11 protein-coding genes are annotated in these 17288 nt (G+C 33.6%); 7 read left to right on the forward strand and 4 right to left on the reverse strand.

Going from position 1 to position 17288, the window contains the following annotated elements:
- Positions 1–284 precede the first annotated feature (284 nt).
- Both B3C18_RS20535 and B3C18_RS20540 read left to right on the forward strand, forming a co-directional pair.
- Positions 285–1505, forward strand: a complete 1221-nt coding sequence (locus B3C18_RS20535; protein ID WP_291151125.1) for an MFS transporter — start codon at positions 285–287, stop codon at positions 1503–1505.
- On the forward strand, positions 1495–3363 hold the full coding sequence (locus B3C18_RS20540) for an alpha,alpha-trehalase (protein ID WP_291151126.1): 1869 nt from the start codon (positions 1495–1497) through the stop codon (positions 3361–3363). The genes B3C18_RS20535 and B3C18_RS20540 overlap by 11 nt, the downstream gene beginning before the upstream one ends.
- Positions 3364–3655: 292 nt before the next feature.
- On the opposite strand, the gene B3C18_RS20545 is transcribed toward B3C18_RS20540, so the two are convergent.
- Entirely contained in the window at positions 3656–4630 is a 975-nt protein-coding gene (locus tag B3C18_RS20545) for a polyprenyl synthetase family protein (protein ID WP_291151698.1), read from the reverse strand.
- Positions 4631–4897: 267 nt separating this feature from the next.
- Here B3C18_RS20545 and B3C18_RS20550 point away from each other — a divergent pair, with 267 nt between their 5' ends.
- The 5 genes from B3C18_RS20550 (at position 4898) to B3C18_RS20570 (ending at position 11876) form a co-directional block, all read left to right on the forward strand.
- Positions 4898–5419 (forward strand): YceI family protein, encoded by a 522-nt coding sequence (locus tag B3C18_RS20550; protein WP_056206754.1) that lies wholly within the window; start codon positions 4898–4900, stop codon positions 5417–5419.
- 108 nt (positions 5420–5527) lie between these two features.
- Positions 5528–6127: a TetR/AcrR family transcriptional regulator gene (locus B3C18_RS20555; RefSeq protein WP_291151132.1), complete on the forward strand. Its 600-nt coding sequence runs from the start codon at positions 5528–5530 to the stop codon at positions 6125–6127.
- A 32-nt stretch (positions 6128–6159) separates the two neighbouring features.
- Positions 6160–7494, forward strand: coding sequence for a TolC family protein (locus tag B3C18_RS20560; protein ID WP_291151133.1), 1335 nt, complete (start codon positions 6160–6162; stop codon positions 7492–7494).
- 9 nt (positions 7495–7503) lie between these two features.
- A complete protein-coding gene (locus B3C18_RS20565; RefSeq protein ID WP_291151134.1) occupies positions 7504–8571 on the forward strand; it encodes an efflux RND transporter periplasmic adaptor subunit in 1068 nt (355 codons plus the stop codon).
- Between the two features lie 134 nt (positions 8572–8705).
- A complete protein-coding gene (locus B3C18_RS20570) occupies positions 8706–11876 on the forward strand; it encodes an efflux RND transporter permease subunit (protein WP_291151135.1) in 3171 nt (1056 codons plus the stop codon).
- A 129-nt stretch (positions 11877–12005) separates the two neighbouring features.
- Here the strand turns inward: B3C18_RS20570 and B3C18_RS20575 are convergent, their stop codons facing one another.
- The 3 genes from B3C18_RS20575 to B3C18_RS20585 all read right to left on the reverse strand — a co-directional run bounded on the left by B3C18_RS20575 (position 12006) and on the right by B3C18_RS20585 (position 17243).
- Complete coding sequence (locus tag B3C18_RS20575; RefSeq protein WP_291151137.1) at positions 12006–12443, reverse strand: retropepsin-like aspartic protease; 438 nt, start codon at positions 12441–12443, stop codon at positions 12006–12008.
- Entirely contained in the window at positions 12395–15058 is a 2664-nt protein-coding gene (locus B3C18_RS20580; protein WP_291151139.1) for a CHAT domain-containing protein, read from the reverse strand. Before B3C18_RS20580 ends, B3C18_RS20575 begins: the two co-directional genes overlap by 49 nt.
- A 232-nt stretch (positions 15059–15290) precedes the next feature.
- On the reverse strand, positions 15291–17243 hold the full coding sequence (locus B3C18_RS20585) for a PKD domain-containing protein (RefSeq protein ID WP_291151141.1): 1953 nt from the start codon (positions 17241–17243) through the stop codon (positions 15291–15293).
- Positions 17244–17288: the final 45 nt, after the last annotated feature.

Here is a 17288-nt window from a genome sequence, read left to right on the forward strand (position 1 = left end):
GCACAGCAGTGCGTCTCCATACAGTAACCACAACGAATGAATAAATGTAGTTTGTAAAAAATATTAAACACATAGAAACATAGATTTTTATTGCTAAAAAAAGAGCAAAAAAGAAACTAGTTTCCACACATAGTTATCTATGTGAATTAATGCAAGTGAAACGCCTTTTGAGTTCAATCTAAGCTATGTTTCTATGTGTTAAATTTAATACACGTACAGTTACTGTAGAGGCGCACAGCTGTGCGTCTCCGCACAGTAACCACACAGCATAAAAAAAACAGGAAATGAAAAACATAGGAATTAAAATCTCACTTTACCTCAATTATTTTGTCTTCGCTATTTTATTAAACAGTGTAGGAATTGTGATTTTAAAATCGCAGAAAAATTACGGAGTCGATGAAGTTCAGGCGAGTATTTTAGAGGCTTTTAAAGACATGCCAATTGCTATTGTATCCTTTTTTATAGCCTCTTTTTTGCCCCGAATAGGCTATAGAAAAGCGATGTTAATAGGATTGGGTTTGGTGACTTTAGCCTGTATTTCTATGTATTTTGGAAACTCATTTGATAATGCTAAAATCCTTTTTGCAACTGTTGGAGTTTCATTTGCGCTGATAAAAGTTTCCGTTTATTCGTTAATAGGAACCGTAACCGAAACCAAAAAAGAACACAACGCTTTAATGAGCAGTATTGAAGGTTTTTTTATGGTAGGAATTGCGCTGGCTTATTTTTTATTTCCGGCGTTTAATAACGAAAACGATCCTAATTCATGGTTAAATGTATATTGGTTATTAGCGGGATTATCGTTTGTTTCCTTTCTGTTTTTACTTTTTATAAAATTTGAAGAAGCCGAAGTTTCGGCAGGAGTAAACCTAAAAGATGATTTTTTGCAGATGTTCAAATTAATGGCAAAACTGCTGACTGTTATTTTTGTGATCAGCGTGTTTTTATTTGTAATGATTGAACAGGGAATACTTTCGTGGCTGCCCACATTCAATACAAAAGTGCTTCATCTGCCAGAAAATATTAGTATTATGATGGCCAGTATTCTGGCAATTTCACTAGCAATAGGAAGATTGATTGCAGGAATCGTGACCAAAAAAGTAAATTGGATTTGGGTTTTAAGCGTCTGTATTATTTCAGCCATGTTAATTGTTGTTTTTGTACTTCCAAAAACAGTTGGGCTAGAAGTAAAAAATATAAATACACTTTCAGATATTCCATTAATTGGATTTGCATTTCCTTTAATAGGTTTATTTATTGCACCTATTTATCCGTTATTAAATTCGATTGTATTAAGTGCTTTACCAAAGAATTTACAAAGTTCCATGACCGGATTAATCGTGATTTTTTCTGCTCTAGGCGGCACTTTAGGGTCCAGAATAACAGGCTGGTTGTTTAAAAACGAAGGGCCGGAAAAAGCTTTTTATTTTACATTAATCCCAATGACTTTATTACTGATCTCATTTTTTATTCTTAAAAAAATAACTGCAAAAGATGAAATTTAAATTACATATAACCCAAACCATCGAAAAATTATTGGCTCAGGAAGATACTGATGGCGATAAAAAAATTACGATTGATGATAACGGTCCAAAGAAATTTTTGCTGTACGATCTAGATGGAAATCCCGCAGATATTAAAGGAACTTATCAGCTTTCGAATTTATTGCAGGAATTGGCTTTGGCTAAAAAAAACAATACTGAATTTGCAGTAATCGATTTAAATGAAATTACCGAAGATCCTGTAAAACGTATTTCAAGAAAAATAAAAAACTTGTACTGGAAAGGCCTTACCAGAACAATTGACGCAACTGGAGTAAAGAAAATTCTGGAAGACGATAAAATCGAAAACGAATTTGCCTATTTATATGTGCCATTTGGCGACGAAATTGTTTTTGATTATTTCAAGAAATTAGAAGCCACAACTCCAAAATTAAAAGTGGTGCAATTGCCTAAAAATATTACTCCGGAATATGTTTTATCGCTAAATAAAAAACCGGGAATTCTGGCTTTGGCACTTCAAATAAAAAACAATGAAATTTCGGGCGTTCCGTTTGTGGTTCCCGGCGGAAGATTCAACGAAATGTACGGTTGGGACAGTTATTTTATTGCCAAAGGACTTTTGATCGATGATAAAATTGATCTTGCTTTGGGCATTGCAGAAAACTTCAAATATCAAATAGATCATTACGGAAAAATTTTAAACGCCAATCGCAGTTATTATTTAACCCGCACACAACCGCCGCTTTATACATCGCTTATTATGGATGTTTTAGAAAAGTCAAATCCTGATATTTTTTGGATTGAAAGACATTTAAAAACCGCCATAAAAGAATATTTAACGGTTTGGATGGAAGAAGGAAAAAGGCTTACAGCAAATGGTTTAAACCGCTATAAAGCAGAAGGAATCGGACTTCCATTTGAAGTTGAAGAAGGGCATTTTGATGATATTCTGGAACAATATGCGCCAAAATATAATCTATCAACCCGTGAATTCGAAAAGAAATATCTCGAAAGAGAAATCGTCGATCCTGAACTCGATAAATATTTTACACATGATAGAAGCATGCGCGAAAGCGGACACGATACGACACATCGATTGGTTGGAGTCTGCGCTAATTTAAATACGGTTGCAATTAATAGTTTGCTTTATAAATACGAAACTGATATTGCTTTTTTGATTCAAAAATATTTTAAAAACGAATTTCAATATTTTGAAGATAAATCTTTTTCGAGCGATTATTGGATTTTAAAAGCATCTGAAAGAAGAGAAAAAATAAACAAATTGTTATGGAATCCTGAAAACGGAATTTATTTCGATTATGATTTTGTAAACGAAAAACAGCATGTTTTTGACGCCGCGACCACTTTTTATCCGCTTTGGGCAAAAATAAGCACACAAGAACAAGCCGATATTTTGGTTAAAAAAACACTTCCAAAGTTTAAAATGAAAGGCGGAATTGCCGGAAGTACGAAGGAATCTATCGCAGGTTTTGATGATAATTCGCCAACAAGACAATGGGATTATCCGTTTGGCTGGGCACCGCATCAAATGCTTTTGTGGGAAGGTTTATTAAATTATAATTTCAATGAAGAAGCACAGGAAATGGTTTATCGCTGGCTGTGGCTGATTACCAGAAACGCGGTTGATTATAACGGAACGATTCCGGAAAAGTTTGATTTATCCATAAGTTCCCATAAAATTTTCGCCGAATACGGAAACGTAGGAACTGAATTTAATTACATAACCGAAGAAGGTTTTGGATGGATGAACGCTTCGTATCAATTTGGTTTAACCATTTTAGAAGATGATTTAAAACAAAAACTATCAGATTTGGTTGATCCTGATGATTTGTTTTCATAAGCCTTCTCCTGAAGCCTCGGGATCGCTCAGGATGACAAATGTTATTATAGAACTAATTGTCAGGCTGAGCGAAGTCGAAGCCCTTTAGATACCGAAAATAAAAAGACAAACCCGACAGGTTTTTAAAACCTGTCGGGTTTACTATATGTAGTTTTTCGCCACGAATTACACGAATTTTCACTAATTTAATTATGATGAATAATTCGTGGAAATTAGTGTAATTCGTGGCAAAGAAAAAAAATCTATATAATCCGTTTATCCCGATAGCTATCGGGAGTGGCAAATAAAAAAATTAAACCTTTCTTCCCATTAAATTCTCGCCAAAAGTTCTCAAAATATCTTTCTTCTCAGCGTTAATGTCCATTTTATCTAAAGTATCAAAAGCCTTAAAAGTATACATTTCAATCGCTTCCTGAGTTGCTTTTGAAGCTCCTGATTCATTAAAAATAGCTTTTGCAGTTTCTATTTTTTCTGAATTATCTTCTAATTGTAAGCTGAATAATTTTTGTAATTCCGAAGCTTTTTCAGGAGAAGAAAATTCCAAAGCTTTTAAATATAAATAGGTTTTTTTGTTTTCGATAATATCGCCGCCGACTTGTTTTCCAAAAGTTTCCGGGTCACCAAAAGCATCTAAATAATCATCCTGAAGCTGAAATGCCAATCCCAGATTTAATCCAAAATCATAAATGGCATCACTTTCTTTTTCTGAAGTTTTAGCCACAATTGCACCCATTTTCATGGCAGCCGCAACCAAAACAGCAGTTTTATATTCGATCATTTTTAGATATTCAGGAATCGTAACATCTTTGCGTGTTTCAAAATCAACGTCCCATTGCTGTCCTTCGCAAACTTCAAGAGCTGTTTTACTAAAAAGCTTTGCTAAATCTCTAAAAACTGCCGGCTCGTATTGTTCAAAATATTGATATGCCAAAATCAACATTGTGTCTCCAGAAAGAATTCCCGTATTTAAATTCCATTTTTCATGAACCGTAACTTGTCCTCTTCGCAAAGGCGCATCATCCATAATATCATCATGAACAAGCGAAAAATTATGGAAAACTTCAACCGCCATTGCGGCCGGAAGCGCCACTTTATAATCAGTATTAAAGACTTCTGCGGCCATTAAAGTAAGTACCGGACGCATGCGTTTTCCGCCAAGTCCTAAAATGTATTCAATAGGTTCGTAAAGATTTTTAGGTTCTTTATGTATGTCTTGTTTTTCTAAATATTCAATAAAAAAATCCTGGTACTGACTTATATCGTGCATAAAATGAAATTCTGATTTATGAGCCCCAAAGATACGATTCATAATGAATTATTTCTTTCTTAAAATTAAAAGAAAGTTTCCACTTAAAATTGCCATTAAAGCAACTAAATCTCAAGAAGTTAAAATTATTTTGAAAAAAACGTGGAAACTTTTTTGGTGTTTAGAGTTTCCTGTATATATTTGCACCGTGAAATGGAAACTCAAAACACTGTAAAAGTTTCCGCAAACAATTTGAGTAATTTATAAACTCAATAAAATCAGATACTTATGAAAACAACATGGACCTTAGATTCAACACAATCAGATGTTTTAATTAAAATGAGACATTCGATAATCGCTTATTTAGGAGGAACAACAAATAAATTTGGCGGTTATGTGAATATTGATGACAATGAAATTGAAGATGCGTCGGTTGAATTCTCACTAGATATAAATAACAAAAATGAAAGTTTCCAGCAAATCGATACGTATTTACAGCTTCAGGATTTTTTTGATGTAGATGAGCATCCTATTATCAGCTTTAAATCAACTTCATTTCAAAAAGTAAATAATAACATCAATTTTTTCAAAGGCGATTTAACTATAAAAGATGTTACAAGAGTTGTAGAGCTTGATGCAGAATTTATTGGAGTGAATACCTATAACGGAGAAAGAAAAGTAGCTTTTGAAATTAAAGGAGATATTAAACGTCAGGATTTTGGTTTGGATTACAATTCTTATAACCATAACGGCGGTTTAGCTCTTGGAAAAGATATAAAACTAATCGCTAATCTGGAATTTAGTATATAAATCTTACATATTGAATAAATTAATGTAAAATTATTACAAAAATAGCGGAAACTATTTTTTAGATTTTAGTTTCCTGGTTATATTTGTGATACAATTGGAAAAATCAAAATGAAAGAGAAAATAATATCAAAAGCAAGCGAACTTTTTTTAAAGCTTGGTTTTAAAAGTGTTACGATGGATGATATTGCGGGTGAGATGTGTATTTCGAAAAAAACGATCTACAAATATTTCTGCAATAAAGAAGTTTTAATCGAAGAAAGTACTTCGACAGTTCACAGACAAGTTCACGAAATAATTGATGGTATTGTGGCTAAAAATTTCAACTCGATCCATGAGAATTTTGAAATTAGAGAAATGTTTCGTGATATGTTTAAAAACAATACAGACACGTCCCCAATTTATCAGTTAAAAAAACATTATCCGGAAATCTATCAAAATATATTGTCATACGAAATCGATCAGTGTACACAATATTTTAAAGAAAATATCCTAAAAGGAATCAAAGACGGATTATACCGTCCGGATTTAAATATCGATATCTATGTGAGGTTTTATTACACTTTAATTTTTCACATCAATGAAAATACGGTTTCAGAAAGAGAAGCACAGGAAATAGAATTAGAAGCATTAGAATATCACACCAGAGCAATGGCAACGGCAAAAGGTATAGCGGAATTAGAAAAACAACTTCAAAAAATTAAATCATAATCATCAATCTCTAAATAAATATTTAACTGCATATGAAACGATTAGTTCTTATATTTTTGTGCACAATTGGCCTGTCGGTCAACGCACAAGTAACAACCCTAACCTTAAAAGACGCCATAAACTACGCGCTTCAAAATAAAGCCGATGCTAAAAAGTCAAAACTGGAGGTTGAAAACAGCGAATACAAAATTCAGGAAGTGCGTTCAAGAGCATTACCTCAAATTAGTGCAAACGGAAACATAACATACAATCCGGTTATTCAGACAACAGTTATCGACGGAGCAGGATTTGGTGCGCCGGGAACAACAATCCAGGCAGCATTTGGTCAAAAATGGACATCAAATGCAGGTCTTTCATTAACTCAGGCAATCTTTGATCAATCTGTTTTTACAGGTTTAAGAGCTGCAAAATCAACACGTGAGTTTTATCAAATAAACGATCAGTTAACAGAAGAACAAGTTATCGAAAGAGTTGCAAATAACTACTATTCTGTTTATGTACAAAAAGAAAGACTGACTTTATTAGACAGCAATTTTGTAAACACAACAAAGGTTCGTGATATCGTAAAAGGCCAGTTTGATAACGGTTTAGCAAAAAAAATTGACTTAGATCGTATCGTTGTAAAAATGTCAAATATCGATACAGAACGTCAGCAGATTAAAAATCAAATTACTTTACAGGAAAATGCATTGAAGTTTTATATGGGAATGCCTATTGAAACTGTAATTGATATGCCAAAAGAAGAATTTGAAGTTGTTCCTGCTGCCTTAACAGAACAGCCAAATGTTGAAAACAGAACAGAATATCTGCTTTTGAAAAAACAAGAAGAGCTTTTAGTGTACAACAAAAAAGCAGTTGAAGCTGGATATTATCCTACACTTTCATTAACGGCTGGTTACAATTATATTGGTCAGGGACCTGAATTTCCTTGGTTTGCAAAACCTGAAAAAGGAGTTTATTGGTCAGATTACTCTGCAATTGGATTAAACTTACACGTGCCAATCTTTACAGGTTTTGGAACTCGTGCAAAAGTTAGACAGGCAGATGTTCAAATCAGATCACTTCAGGAAGATATCAAAGACACTAAACTTTCTCTTGATTTAGATTACAGAAATGCAATTGCTCAAATCGATAACAATCTTGTTACGATAGAGAATCAAAAAGAAAACATGCGTTTGGCAACTGAAATTTTAAGCAATACAAAAAACAATTACCTTCAGGGGTTAGCATCTTTAACGGATTTGTTAGATGCTGAAAATGCATCACTTGAAGCACAAAATAATTATACAAGAGCAGTTTTAAATTATAAAATTGCCGAAATATCTTTAATCAAATCAAAAGGCGAACTAAAATCTCTTATTAAATAACTAATTACAATGAAGAAAACTATTACAACAATCGTAATCATAATTGCAGCCCTGGGTGTAATTGGATATGTCTTAAATAATAATAAGAAAAAGAACAAGGCAAAAACTGATATCGTAGCAGAGAAAAATGCAGCAGTTTCAGTAAAAATATCTCCGGTAAAAACAGAAGAAGTTTCATTAGATTTCGTTGCAAACGGAAACTTTCAGCCAATTCAGGAGTTAACTTTCTCTGCAGAAAAATCTGGAAAAGTAATCAGCGTTTTAGCTAAAGAAGGGGACTACGTAAGAGTAGGACAGACATTATTAACTGTAAGAGGAGACGTTATTAATGTTAGTGCACAACAAGCTCAGGCAGCTTTTCAAAATGCAAAATCAGATTACAGCAGATACGAAAATGCATTTAAAACAGGCGGTGTTACAAAACAACAATTAGATCAGGCAAAATTAGCTTTGACAAATGCAGAGTCTAATTTAAAACAAGCTAACATCAATGTTGGAGATACTAAAGTAAAAGCGCCAATCAACGGTTTTATCAATAAAAAATACATTGAGCCGGGATCTATTTTAACAGGAATGCCAGCTACAGCTTTATTTGATATCGTAAACGTTTCTAAATTAAAATTAGTAGTTACAGTAAACGAAAATCAGGTTGCAAGCTTAAAAGTAGGAAACCATATTAATGTAACGGCTAGTGTTTATCCTGATAAAGATTTCTCTGGAAAAATTACTTTCATTGCTGCAAAAGCAGATGAGTCTTTAAATTTCCCGGTTGAAATTGAAATCACAAACAATGCAAACAACGACTTAAAAGCAGGTATGTACGGAACTGCAAACTTTGCATCAAACCAACAAAAACAAAACCTGATGGTTGTACCTAGAAATGCTTTCGTAGGAAGTGTGAACAGTAACGAAATCTTTGTTGCTGAAAACGGTGTTGCAAAATTAAGAAAAGTAGTTGCTGGAAGAATTTTGGGTGATAAAGTAGAAATTATCAAAGGATTATCTGATGGTGAAAAAGTAATTGTTACAGGTCAGATTAACTTACAAGACGGAAACACAGTAGAAATTATTAAGTAAGCTTTAAGCTTTAAGCTGTAGGCAATAAGCTTTTTTAAAAGCCTAAACCTTACAGCCTAAAGCCTTAAATAAAATAATGAATTAAACCTTAAAGCTTAAAGCCTACAGCCTAAAGCCTATAGCATTAAAAAAATATGAAATTAGCCGAAATATCCATAAAACGTCCGTCGTTGGTAATTGTATTGTTTACAATTCTGACACTTGGTGGATTGTTCAGCTACAGCCAGTTAGGTTATGAGCTGATCCCAAAATTTGAACAGAACGTTATTACAATTTCTACTATTTATCCTGGAGCTTCTCCAAGTGAGGTAGAAAATACAGTGACAAAGAAAATTGAAGATGCGATTGCATCTTTAGAAAATGTCAAGAAAATCGATTCGAAATCATACGAAAGTTTATCTATTGTTTCGATTACACTGACATCAAATGCAAAAGTCGATTTCTCTTTAAATGATGCACAGCGTAAAATCAATGCGATTATTAGTGATTTGCCAGAAGATGTTAAAACACCGGCATTAACCAAATTCTCGCTGAGTGATTTACCAATTATGACGCTTGGTGCCAATGGTAAAATGGACGAAGCACAGTTTTATGACTTAATTGACAAAAAAATTGCGCCTATTTTATCTCGTGTACAAGGTGTTGCTCAGGTAAACATTATCGGTGGTTCTGAGCGTGAAATACAGGTAAACCTTGATGCTGTAAAAATGCAGGGTTACAATTTATCTGTTCCTCAGGTACAACAAAATATTTTGACTTCCAACTTAGATTTCCCAACAGGAAACATCCAGACTCGTAATCAAAAAATATTAATTCGTTTAGCGGGTAAATATAAAAGTGTTGAAGAATTAAGAAACCTTGTAGTTTCTTCTCAAAACGGAATCCAGATTCGTTTAGGTGAAATCGCCGACGTTCAGGATACGCAAAAAATTGCTGAGAAAATTTCTCGTGTAGATCAAAAAAGTGCAATTGTTTTACAAATCGTAAAACAATCTGATGCGAATGCCGTTGCGGTAAGTGAGCAGTTATTAAAAACAATTGCAACTCTTGAAAAAGATTATAAAGGAAACCAGTTAAAACTTGAAGTTGCAAAAGATAGTACAATCTTTACTCTTGAAGCTGCAGACTCTGTAGTTCACGATTTATTGATTGCGGTAATCTTGGTGGCACTTGTAATGTTGTTCTTCCTTCACAGTATTAGAAACTCATTGATTGTAATGGTTTCGATTCCAGCATCGTTGATTGCAACTTTCATCGGAATTTATTTAATGGGGTATACTTTAAACTTGATGAGTTTATTAGGATTATCCCTCGTTGTAGGTATTCTGGTCGATGATGCGATTGTGGTACTGGAGAATATTTACAGGCACATGGAAATGGGTAAAAGCCGAATTCGTGCATCGTATGACGGAACAGCTGAAATTGGTGGAACTGTAACTTCGATTACTTTAGTAATTGTTGTTGTATTCTTACCAATCGCGATGAGTTCTGGTTTAGTATCTGACATTATTACGCAATTCTGTGTTACGGTAATTATTTCAACGATGTTATCGCTTTTAGCTTCTTTCACCATTATTCCTTGGTTATCATCTCGTTTTGGAAAATTAGAGCATATTGAAGGAAAGAATTTCTTTGGAAGAGTTATCCTTGGTTTCGAAGATTATTTAACACGTTTCACCAACTGGATTTCTGTATTGTTAACCTGGTGTTTGGATAATTATGGTAAAACAGTGATTCTTGTATTGATATTATTTTTCGGATCAATTTTTGGACTTGGAGGCTTTATTGGAGGAGAGTTTTTCGCATCTTCTGATAGTGGAGAGTTCTTAGTTCAAATCGAAATGCCAAAAGATGCTTCGTTAGAACAAACGAACTTCATGACGCAAAAAGCAGAAGCTTTCTTAAAATCTCAAGAATACGTTCACAGCCAAATTACAACGGTAGGACAAACCAGTGAAGGTTTTGGAGCATCGCAAGCTACAGCTTACAAAGCAGAGATCGACGTAAAAATGATCGAACAAAAAGATCGTACAGATGATGCGAATGTTTATGCAGCAAAAATCAAACGTAAACTTGAAAAAGTATTAGTTGGAGCAAAAGTAAAAACAGTTCCGGTTGGTATCTTAGGTACAGCAGAAGATGCTACATTAGGATTAATTGTAACAGGTCCTTCAACAGAAGCGGCAATGGCTTTTGCTAAACAAGCCGAAGCTCAATTACGTACAATTCCTGGAACAACAGAGATTAAATTAACGGTTGAAGACGGAAACCCGGAGATTAACGTAAAAGTAGACCGTGATAAAATGGCTGCTTTAGGGTTAACACTTCAAACAGTTGGTTTAACCATGCAAACTGCTTTTAGTGGAAATACAGACGGTAAATACAGAGCTGGAGAATATGAGTACGATATCAACATTAGATATAATGCTTTTGACAGAAAAAGTATTACTGACGTAAGTAACTTAATTTTTGTAAACGCAGCAGGACAACAAATTAAATTGTCTCAGTTTGCAGATATTACAGAAGGTTCTGGACCTAGCCAGTTAGAGCGTAGAGATAAATCTGCATCTGTAACGGTAAAAGGACAAAACGTTGGAGTTCCGTCAGGAACAATTGTTACACAATGGCAGGCAAAATTAGACAAACTAAACAAACCAGCTGGAGTAAACTACATTTGGGGTGGTGACCAAGAGAATCAATCTGAAGGATTTGGTACTCTAGGAATCGCATTATTAGCCGCAATTATTTTGGTGTACCTTGTAATGGTGAGTTTATATGACAGTTTCGTTCACCCGTTTGTCGTACTGTTTGCTATTCCGTTATCATTTATTGGAGCTTTATTAGCATTAGCTTTAACAAATAACTCATTAAATATCTTTACCATTTTAGGTATCATCATGTTGATTGGTCTGGTGTGTAAGAATGCGATCATGCTTGTCGATTACACCAACCAAAGAAGAGCAGCCGGAGAGTCAATCAGAAATGCGTTAATTCAGGCGAATCACGCTCGTTTACGTCCAATTTTGATGACAACAATTGCGATGGTATTTGGTATGTTCCCAATTGCATTAGCATCTGGAGCAGGAGCTGAATGGAAAAACGGTCTGGCTTGGGTAATTATAGGAGGATTAATTTCTTCTTTATTCCTAACCTTGATTGTAGTTCCTGTAATCTACCAAATAATGGAAGGTATTATACGCAGATTATCTAAAGGAGAAAAAATCGATTACGAAGCTGAAATGGTTGCTGATTATGAGCACACAGAATTAAGCGAGGACGGTTTTAACCCTAAACATACCCATTAATTTTTGATTTAATTTTAGACGAAAAAATCCCAGATTCCGAAAGGAGTTTGGGATTTTTTAATTTTAGATTTAGGAGTTTAGATTTTAGATTCCAATTGGAATTTGGAATTTAAAAAAATTGAATTTTCCTTATTTAAGGTACAAATAATGATTATAATAATCAATAATCGCCTTGCCTTCAAGCAAAACATCCGCACCAATAATGCCGTGAACAGGTTTTGCTTTGTACGATTGTAAAGCCTCATTTACATGTGAAAGATCAAAAATTACTATAGTGAAACCTTTGTTTTTCCAGTTTCCTAATTGTAATGAATTTTGAGAAGAAATCTGCGTTGCCATTCCGGTTCCGCCGGCTCCTGAAGCTTTTGTTTTGGACTTTTTTGCAGATAAATCAAAACGTTCGATGCTTTCAAAACCAATGCAGGTGTTTGATGCACCCGTATCTAAAATGAAACTTCCCGAAACGCCGTTTATTTTTGCTTTTATAGAAAGATGCTGTGTTTTAGTAACCTTGAATTTTATTTTTTTATATTTCTCTTTTTTGAGAACCTCGTGAAGATTTTCCATTTTCGATAGGGATTGAATATCAAAAATAAACCAATTACAATCAAAAAGCTAATTACATAATAGATATAATTTCCAGATTTTTCTTCTTTCGAAATCGAACCATAATACACAAACGAGCTCCAGTAATAAGGCGACTTCTTAGCATTCGGAATCGATTTATCGTTTAAATATTCCAATTTGGCATTTGAATTGGCTTCAAAATAAGAAACATCATTCTTGATATTTTTATAAAAGTCAGACATAAAAACCGAAGTCGTAAAATCGTTTACTTTCCAAAGCGAAAAAAGTAAATTCTGCGCTCCCGCAAACTGAAAACCTCTTGCAATGCTCATCGCTCCTTCGGCTTTATATAGTTTTCCAATTCCCGTTTCGCAGGCACTTAAAACCACTAAATCAGGATTTATATGCAGATTATACAATTCAGAATACAGAATTTCCTGATCGTAAAATTTAATGCTTGCCGGAATTTCAATATCGCCAGATGATGCGTGTGTACTCAAATGCAAAATAGAATAATTGGGAGCATTATTTTTAAAATTAGAAAAACTGGCATTGGAATTTTCTAAATATTTCCCTTTAAAATTACTCCGAATCGATTCTAATTCTTTCTTCGAGTAACTCAATTCAAAAGCCGTTTTTTCGAAAACGGGAAAAACGCCCAAAACCGTTTTCTCTGATTTTGAAACAGGTTTTGAATTCAGATAAATATTAGCTGAGGTATTATAAGCAATTTTGAAATCGTTTAACAAATAATGCATTTTGGCAAAATTAGTTGTTTTTGATTCTCGTGTAATTAACGCCTCGAAAGGAAGAAAATTTAAAATTCCGTCAGGAACAATTATTAGATTTTTATACACCTTGTTTAGAGGTAATTTCAGCATTTTATAAACAGCATAACCATTTTTATTATACCCGGAAATGTTGTTAAGAATAGTATTGGAGTTATTAAAATAATCAATAAACGCTCCAATTTGCGGAATCGCAGTATCAGTTATATAAATGTGGTTTAGATGGATTTGTTTATTCTTCAAGGTGAAATAATATAGAATTTCAGAACCCATAAAATAGTAAACCATTACCGCTTTATCATTTTCTAATTGCGATAAAAGAGATTTTATATTACAATTTTCAGGGATATAATCTGGATTTTTGCCTTGAATCTTCTTCAAAGAAATCATCAATTCGTTTTGTTTTTTTATAAGACGATTTATCTCTAAAATGTTTGCAGAATCTCCTTTTTGCTGTTCCTTTAAAATAGCATTATTTAAGTTTTGAAGCTCTTGCAAAAGCTGTTTTTCTTCATTCGAAGCATTTTTAATATTTGAACGATAACGTTGCAAAATCCCCGATTTGGATCTTTCGGCAAGTTGAAAAGCTTTTTCCAGATACTTAATATTGTTTTCTTTTTGATATAATAGATCATAAATTGAAATGCATTTTTCGGTACGATTGCGAGAACGTAATTGTGAAATGATTTTTGAGTTTTCGTAAAATACAACATTCATCAATATATCTTCAATGTGAAAGGAAAGATAAAAAGCTTCAAGCGCTTTTTTTGACTGATTTTGTCGAATAAAAATTTCTGCTTGTAAATCTAGTGCATCAATTAAAACCGTTTCGGCGTACAATTCATTTTCATTTGGTAAATTACTTTTTGATTTGTAATTCGGAATTAAAATTTCAAAAATCGAATTAATTTGTTTAGAACATTCGTCATATTTATGTTCAGCAAAAAGCAATAAAGCTTTTTCATAATACAATTTTGCCATTTTTCTTGGTTGAATATTCGGTGTTTCTAAAAACAATTTCTCCGCTTTTTTTAAATAAGAATTAGCAGTTTCATATTGTTGCCATTGTCTGTTCATCGAAGCTAAATTTCGATAAGCATTAGATAAATTCTCCGATTGATTTTTTTCGTTTTGTAGATATTTAATAGAAGATTTAAACGCACTTTCGATATCTGGAGGTGATTTCACAATCCATACTATCTTTTGAGAATCTAATAAATAATTATTCCCCAAATTATTCCATAAAATTCCCTTTTGCAAATTCGATAATTTCTCTGTTTTTAGAGTATTTTCTAAAAGTTCAATGGCCAAAGAAATTTTCCCGGAACTCTGATACACATTCGATAAATTCAAAATCGCAGCAAACTTTTGCTTTTGCGCGTCAGGATAATTTTTAGAAGTATTGACAATAAAAAAATATTGTTTTATGGTGTTTTCGGCACTGTCATAATCGCCCAAAACAGTATATAAATTCCCTAAAGGTTTTAAGCAGAATTCAATAATATCGTAATCGCTGAGTTTGTGTTTTTGATAGATTTGCCAGGCTTTTTCATAACTCGAAATTGCATTTTGTGTCTGCCCAAATTGGTTTTCATAATACGCTTTATTACAATTTAAAACCACGATTGCCAAGAATTCATCTTTGGTTTTAGGTTTAGAGTTTCTCCAAAAATCAGCTTCTGCGGCGTTTAAATTTTGTAACGCTTTCGCGGAAGGATGAGCAACAAAACTATCAACGGCATTATATATTTTATCTTCCTGATTCTGCCCAAAAACATTCAGAGTTAGGAAAAGAAAGATTAAACCATATAAGTTATATAAGTTCATATTAATTTTGATTGTATCATCGAGTGTCAGTCTGAGCGAAGTCGAAGACCTTTTTCGTTATAAAGCCTTCGACTTCGCTCAGGATGACATTGGTGTTTCAATTTTTTTTCCGCCACGAATTTCACGAATTTCCACTAATTATTTCAGCATTAATTCGTGAAAATTAGTGCAATTTGTGGCAAACCTCTTAGCATATCTCTGTGTATCCTTTGTGTGTCTTTGTGGAATAACCTTAAAATTTCCATATTCCATAAACTTGAAAGTAATTAAAATTCTGTTCAAAATTAATTACATAACGCGCGCCCAAGCTCGGTCCAATTCTGGCGAAACCAGCCGTTAAATCAAACAAAAGACCTGTTTTAATATCCGTAAAAGAAGTTTTCATATTGTTGGTTTCCGTTTTTGTATCAATTAAAAAACTTTCTTTATCACCTTCATAAGTATCAATTTTTAAGTTCTGATTTTGTTCTTGCGAGACATTTATATTCGCTTGAATTCCTGCGCCAATTCCGATATAATTATTAATGTTGTACCGAATCAAAACAGGAACTTCCCAATTAATATTTTTATTTTCGGTTGCTGTAGTCGTGCGTATCAATTGCCTTACTCCGTTTGCATTCGTATTTATTTGATCAACAACAGTAACGGCACTATTATATTGATTTAATGCATTTACCCATTCAACCTGCCAGTAAAAACGATACGATTTAAAAGGCGAAAGTGTCGCACCCACAAAATAACTTGTTGATTTATCTAAATCAGGATAAAAATTGTAACCCGCTTTTACGCCAATCGAAATCCCCGGAAGGAATCGAGTAGTGGCATAATTGGTAATAATAGGTTCGTTTTTGTCGAAAATAATCGAAGTTCGGCTTTTGGTTTTTACCTTATGAAAGTCTTCTCCAAACTTCATCGAATATTTTACAAAACCTTTTGTACTGTCTTTTTCGTGAACATTTTTTTGTTCCGTTCCCGGAAGATAAATATTCTTAAACGTAAAAATAATCTGTTTTTGTTTGATAATCGTATCGAGACAGCTCACGGTTGGTTCTTCGCCTTTTGGGCAAATCGGACATTCTGGATACATACTTTCGATTTGAAAAGTTTTCTTGTCAAACATATCCGGAATATCAGTTTCTAAACGAATTTTTCTCGCCGGACCTTCACCGTTATTTTGAAAACGGGTTTTAAAATTTACCCTTTTAAAACGCACCAATCTGTAATTCATAAAACGTCCGTTAGAACCCATTTTATTAGGATCGTGCGACGTTACGATTTCCATTTCCAGATTTTTAATCTTATGGTTTTTATAACTCCGATTTGGAACAAAAATACCGCGCATCGTAACCGTTGCGCTCGTATCTTTTATCATTTCGGTAGTGGTTTTAAACGTATAAAAAACATTGCGTGTTTCTCCCGGATTGGCATCATCAAATTCTAAAACCGAAACATTATGATAGGTTTTATGAGCGTCTAAAAGCGAAGCATCGAGATCTTCTTCAGTAGTTGTATTTCGGTATTTTTTAAGTTTGAAACTGTTTTCGGCGGAAGCCACAAAATTATTCGAATCGTCAAGATCGTCAACAGAAGCAACTAAGTTTTCTTTTACTTCACGTTCGTTTGCATACGTTCTAAAATCACTTAATTCGAAATTATTATGTTTGAATTGCTTTTCATTATAAAATAAATAAAGCTTTCCGCTGGAAACATAATTCTCCAGATTTTGATAACTTACTACGACTACCATTTCCTGCTCCGGAATGGGATCGCAGTTTTTTAAAATCGCAAAACCATTTTGATCTGCAATCGAAGCAATGTCTTTATAATTAGTATCTGTAATATCATTTACGGCCACTTTTTTCGGGCGCGTTGCCGGAGGTTTTCCGTTGTCGTAATTGTTGGTTACAGCAAGTCTTGTCGTATAAGTTCCTTTGTTCTTATAAACATGTTTTGGCTCAGCTTCTTTACTGTAATGTCCGTCGCCGAGTTCCCATAAATAAGAATAACTTGGCTTTGGCGCACCTGCAATTGGAATCAACGGCGGCGTTTCGGGTTTAAAAGAAACGGCATTTCCGTTTTGGATAAAACCAATATTTGCTCTTCGGGTTATGGTGTCTTTTACTTTGGTTTGTCCTATTGAAAAAATTGAAAATAGAATAAAGAAAATAGACAGTTGTGGTTTCATAACTAGACAGTTTTTAGTCTTAAAATCATCAGAATCAATTTTAAA

Source organism: Flavobacterium sp. UBA7680 (genome assembly GCF_002482975.1).
Lineage (GTDB): Bacteria > Bacteroidota > Bacteroidia > Flavobacteriales > Flavobacteriaceae > Flavobacterium.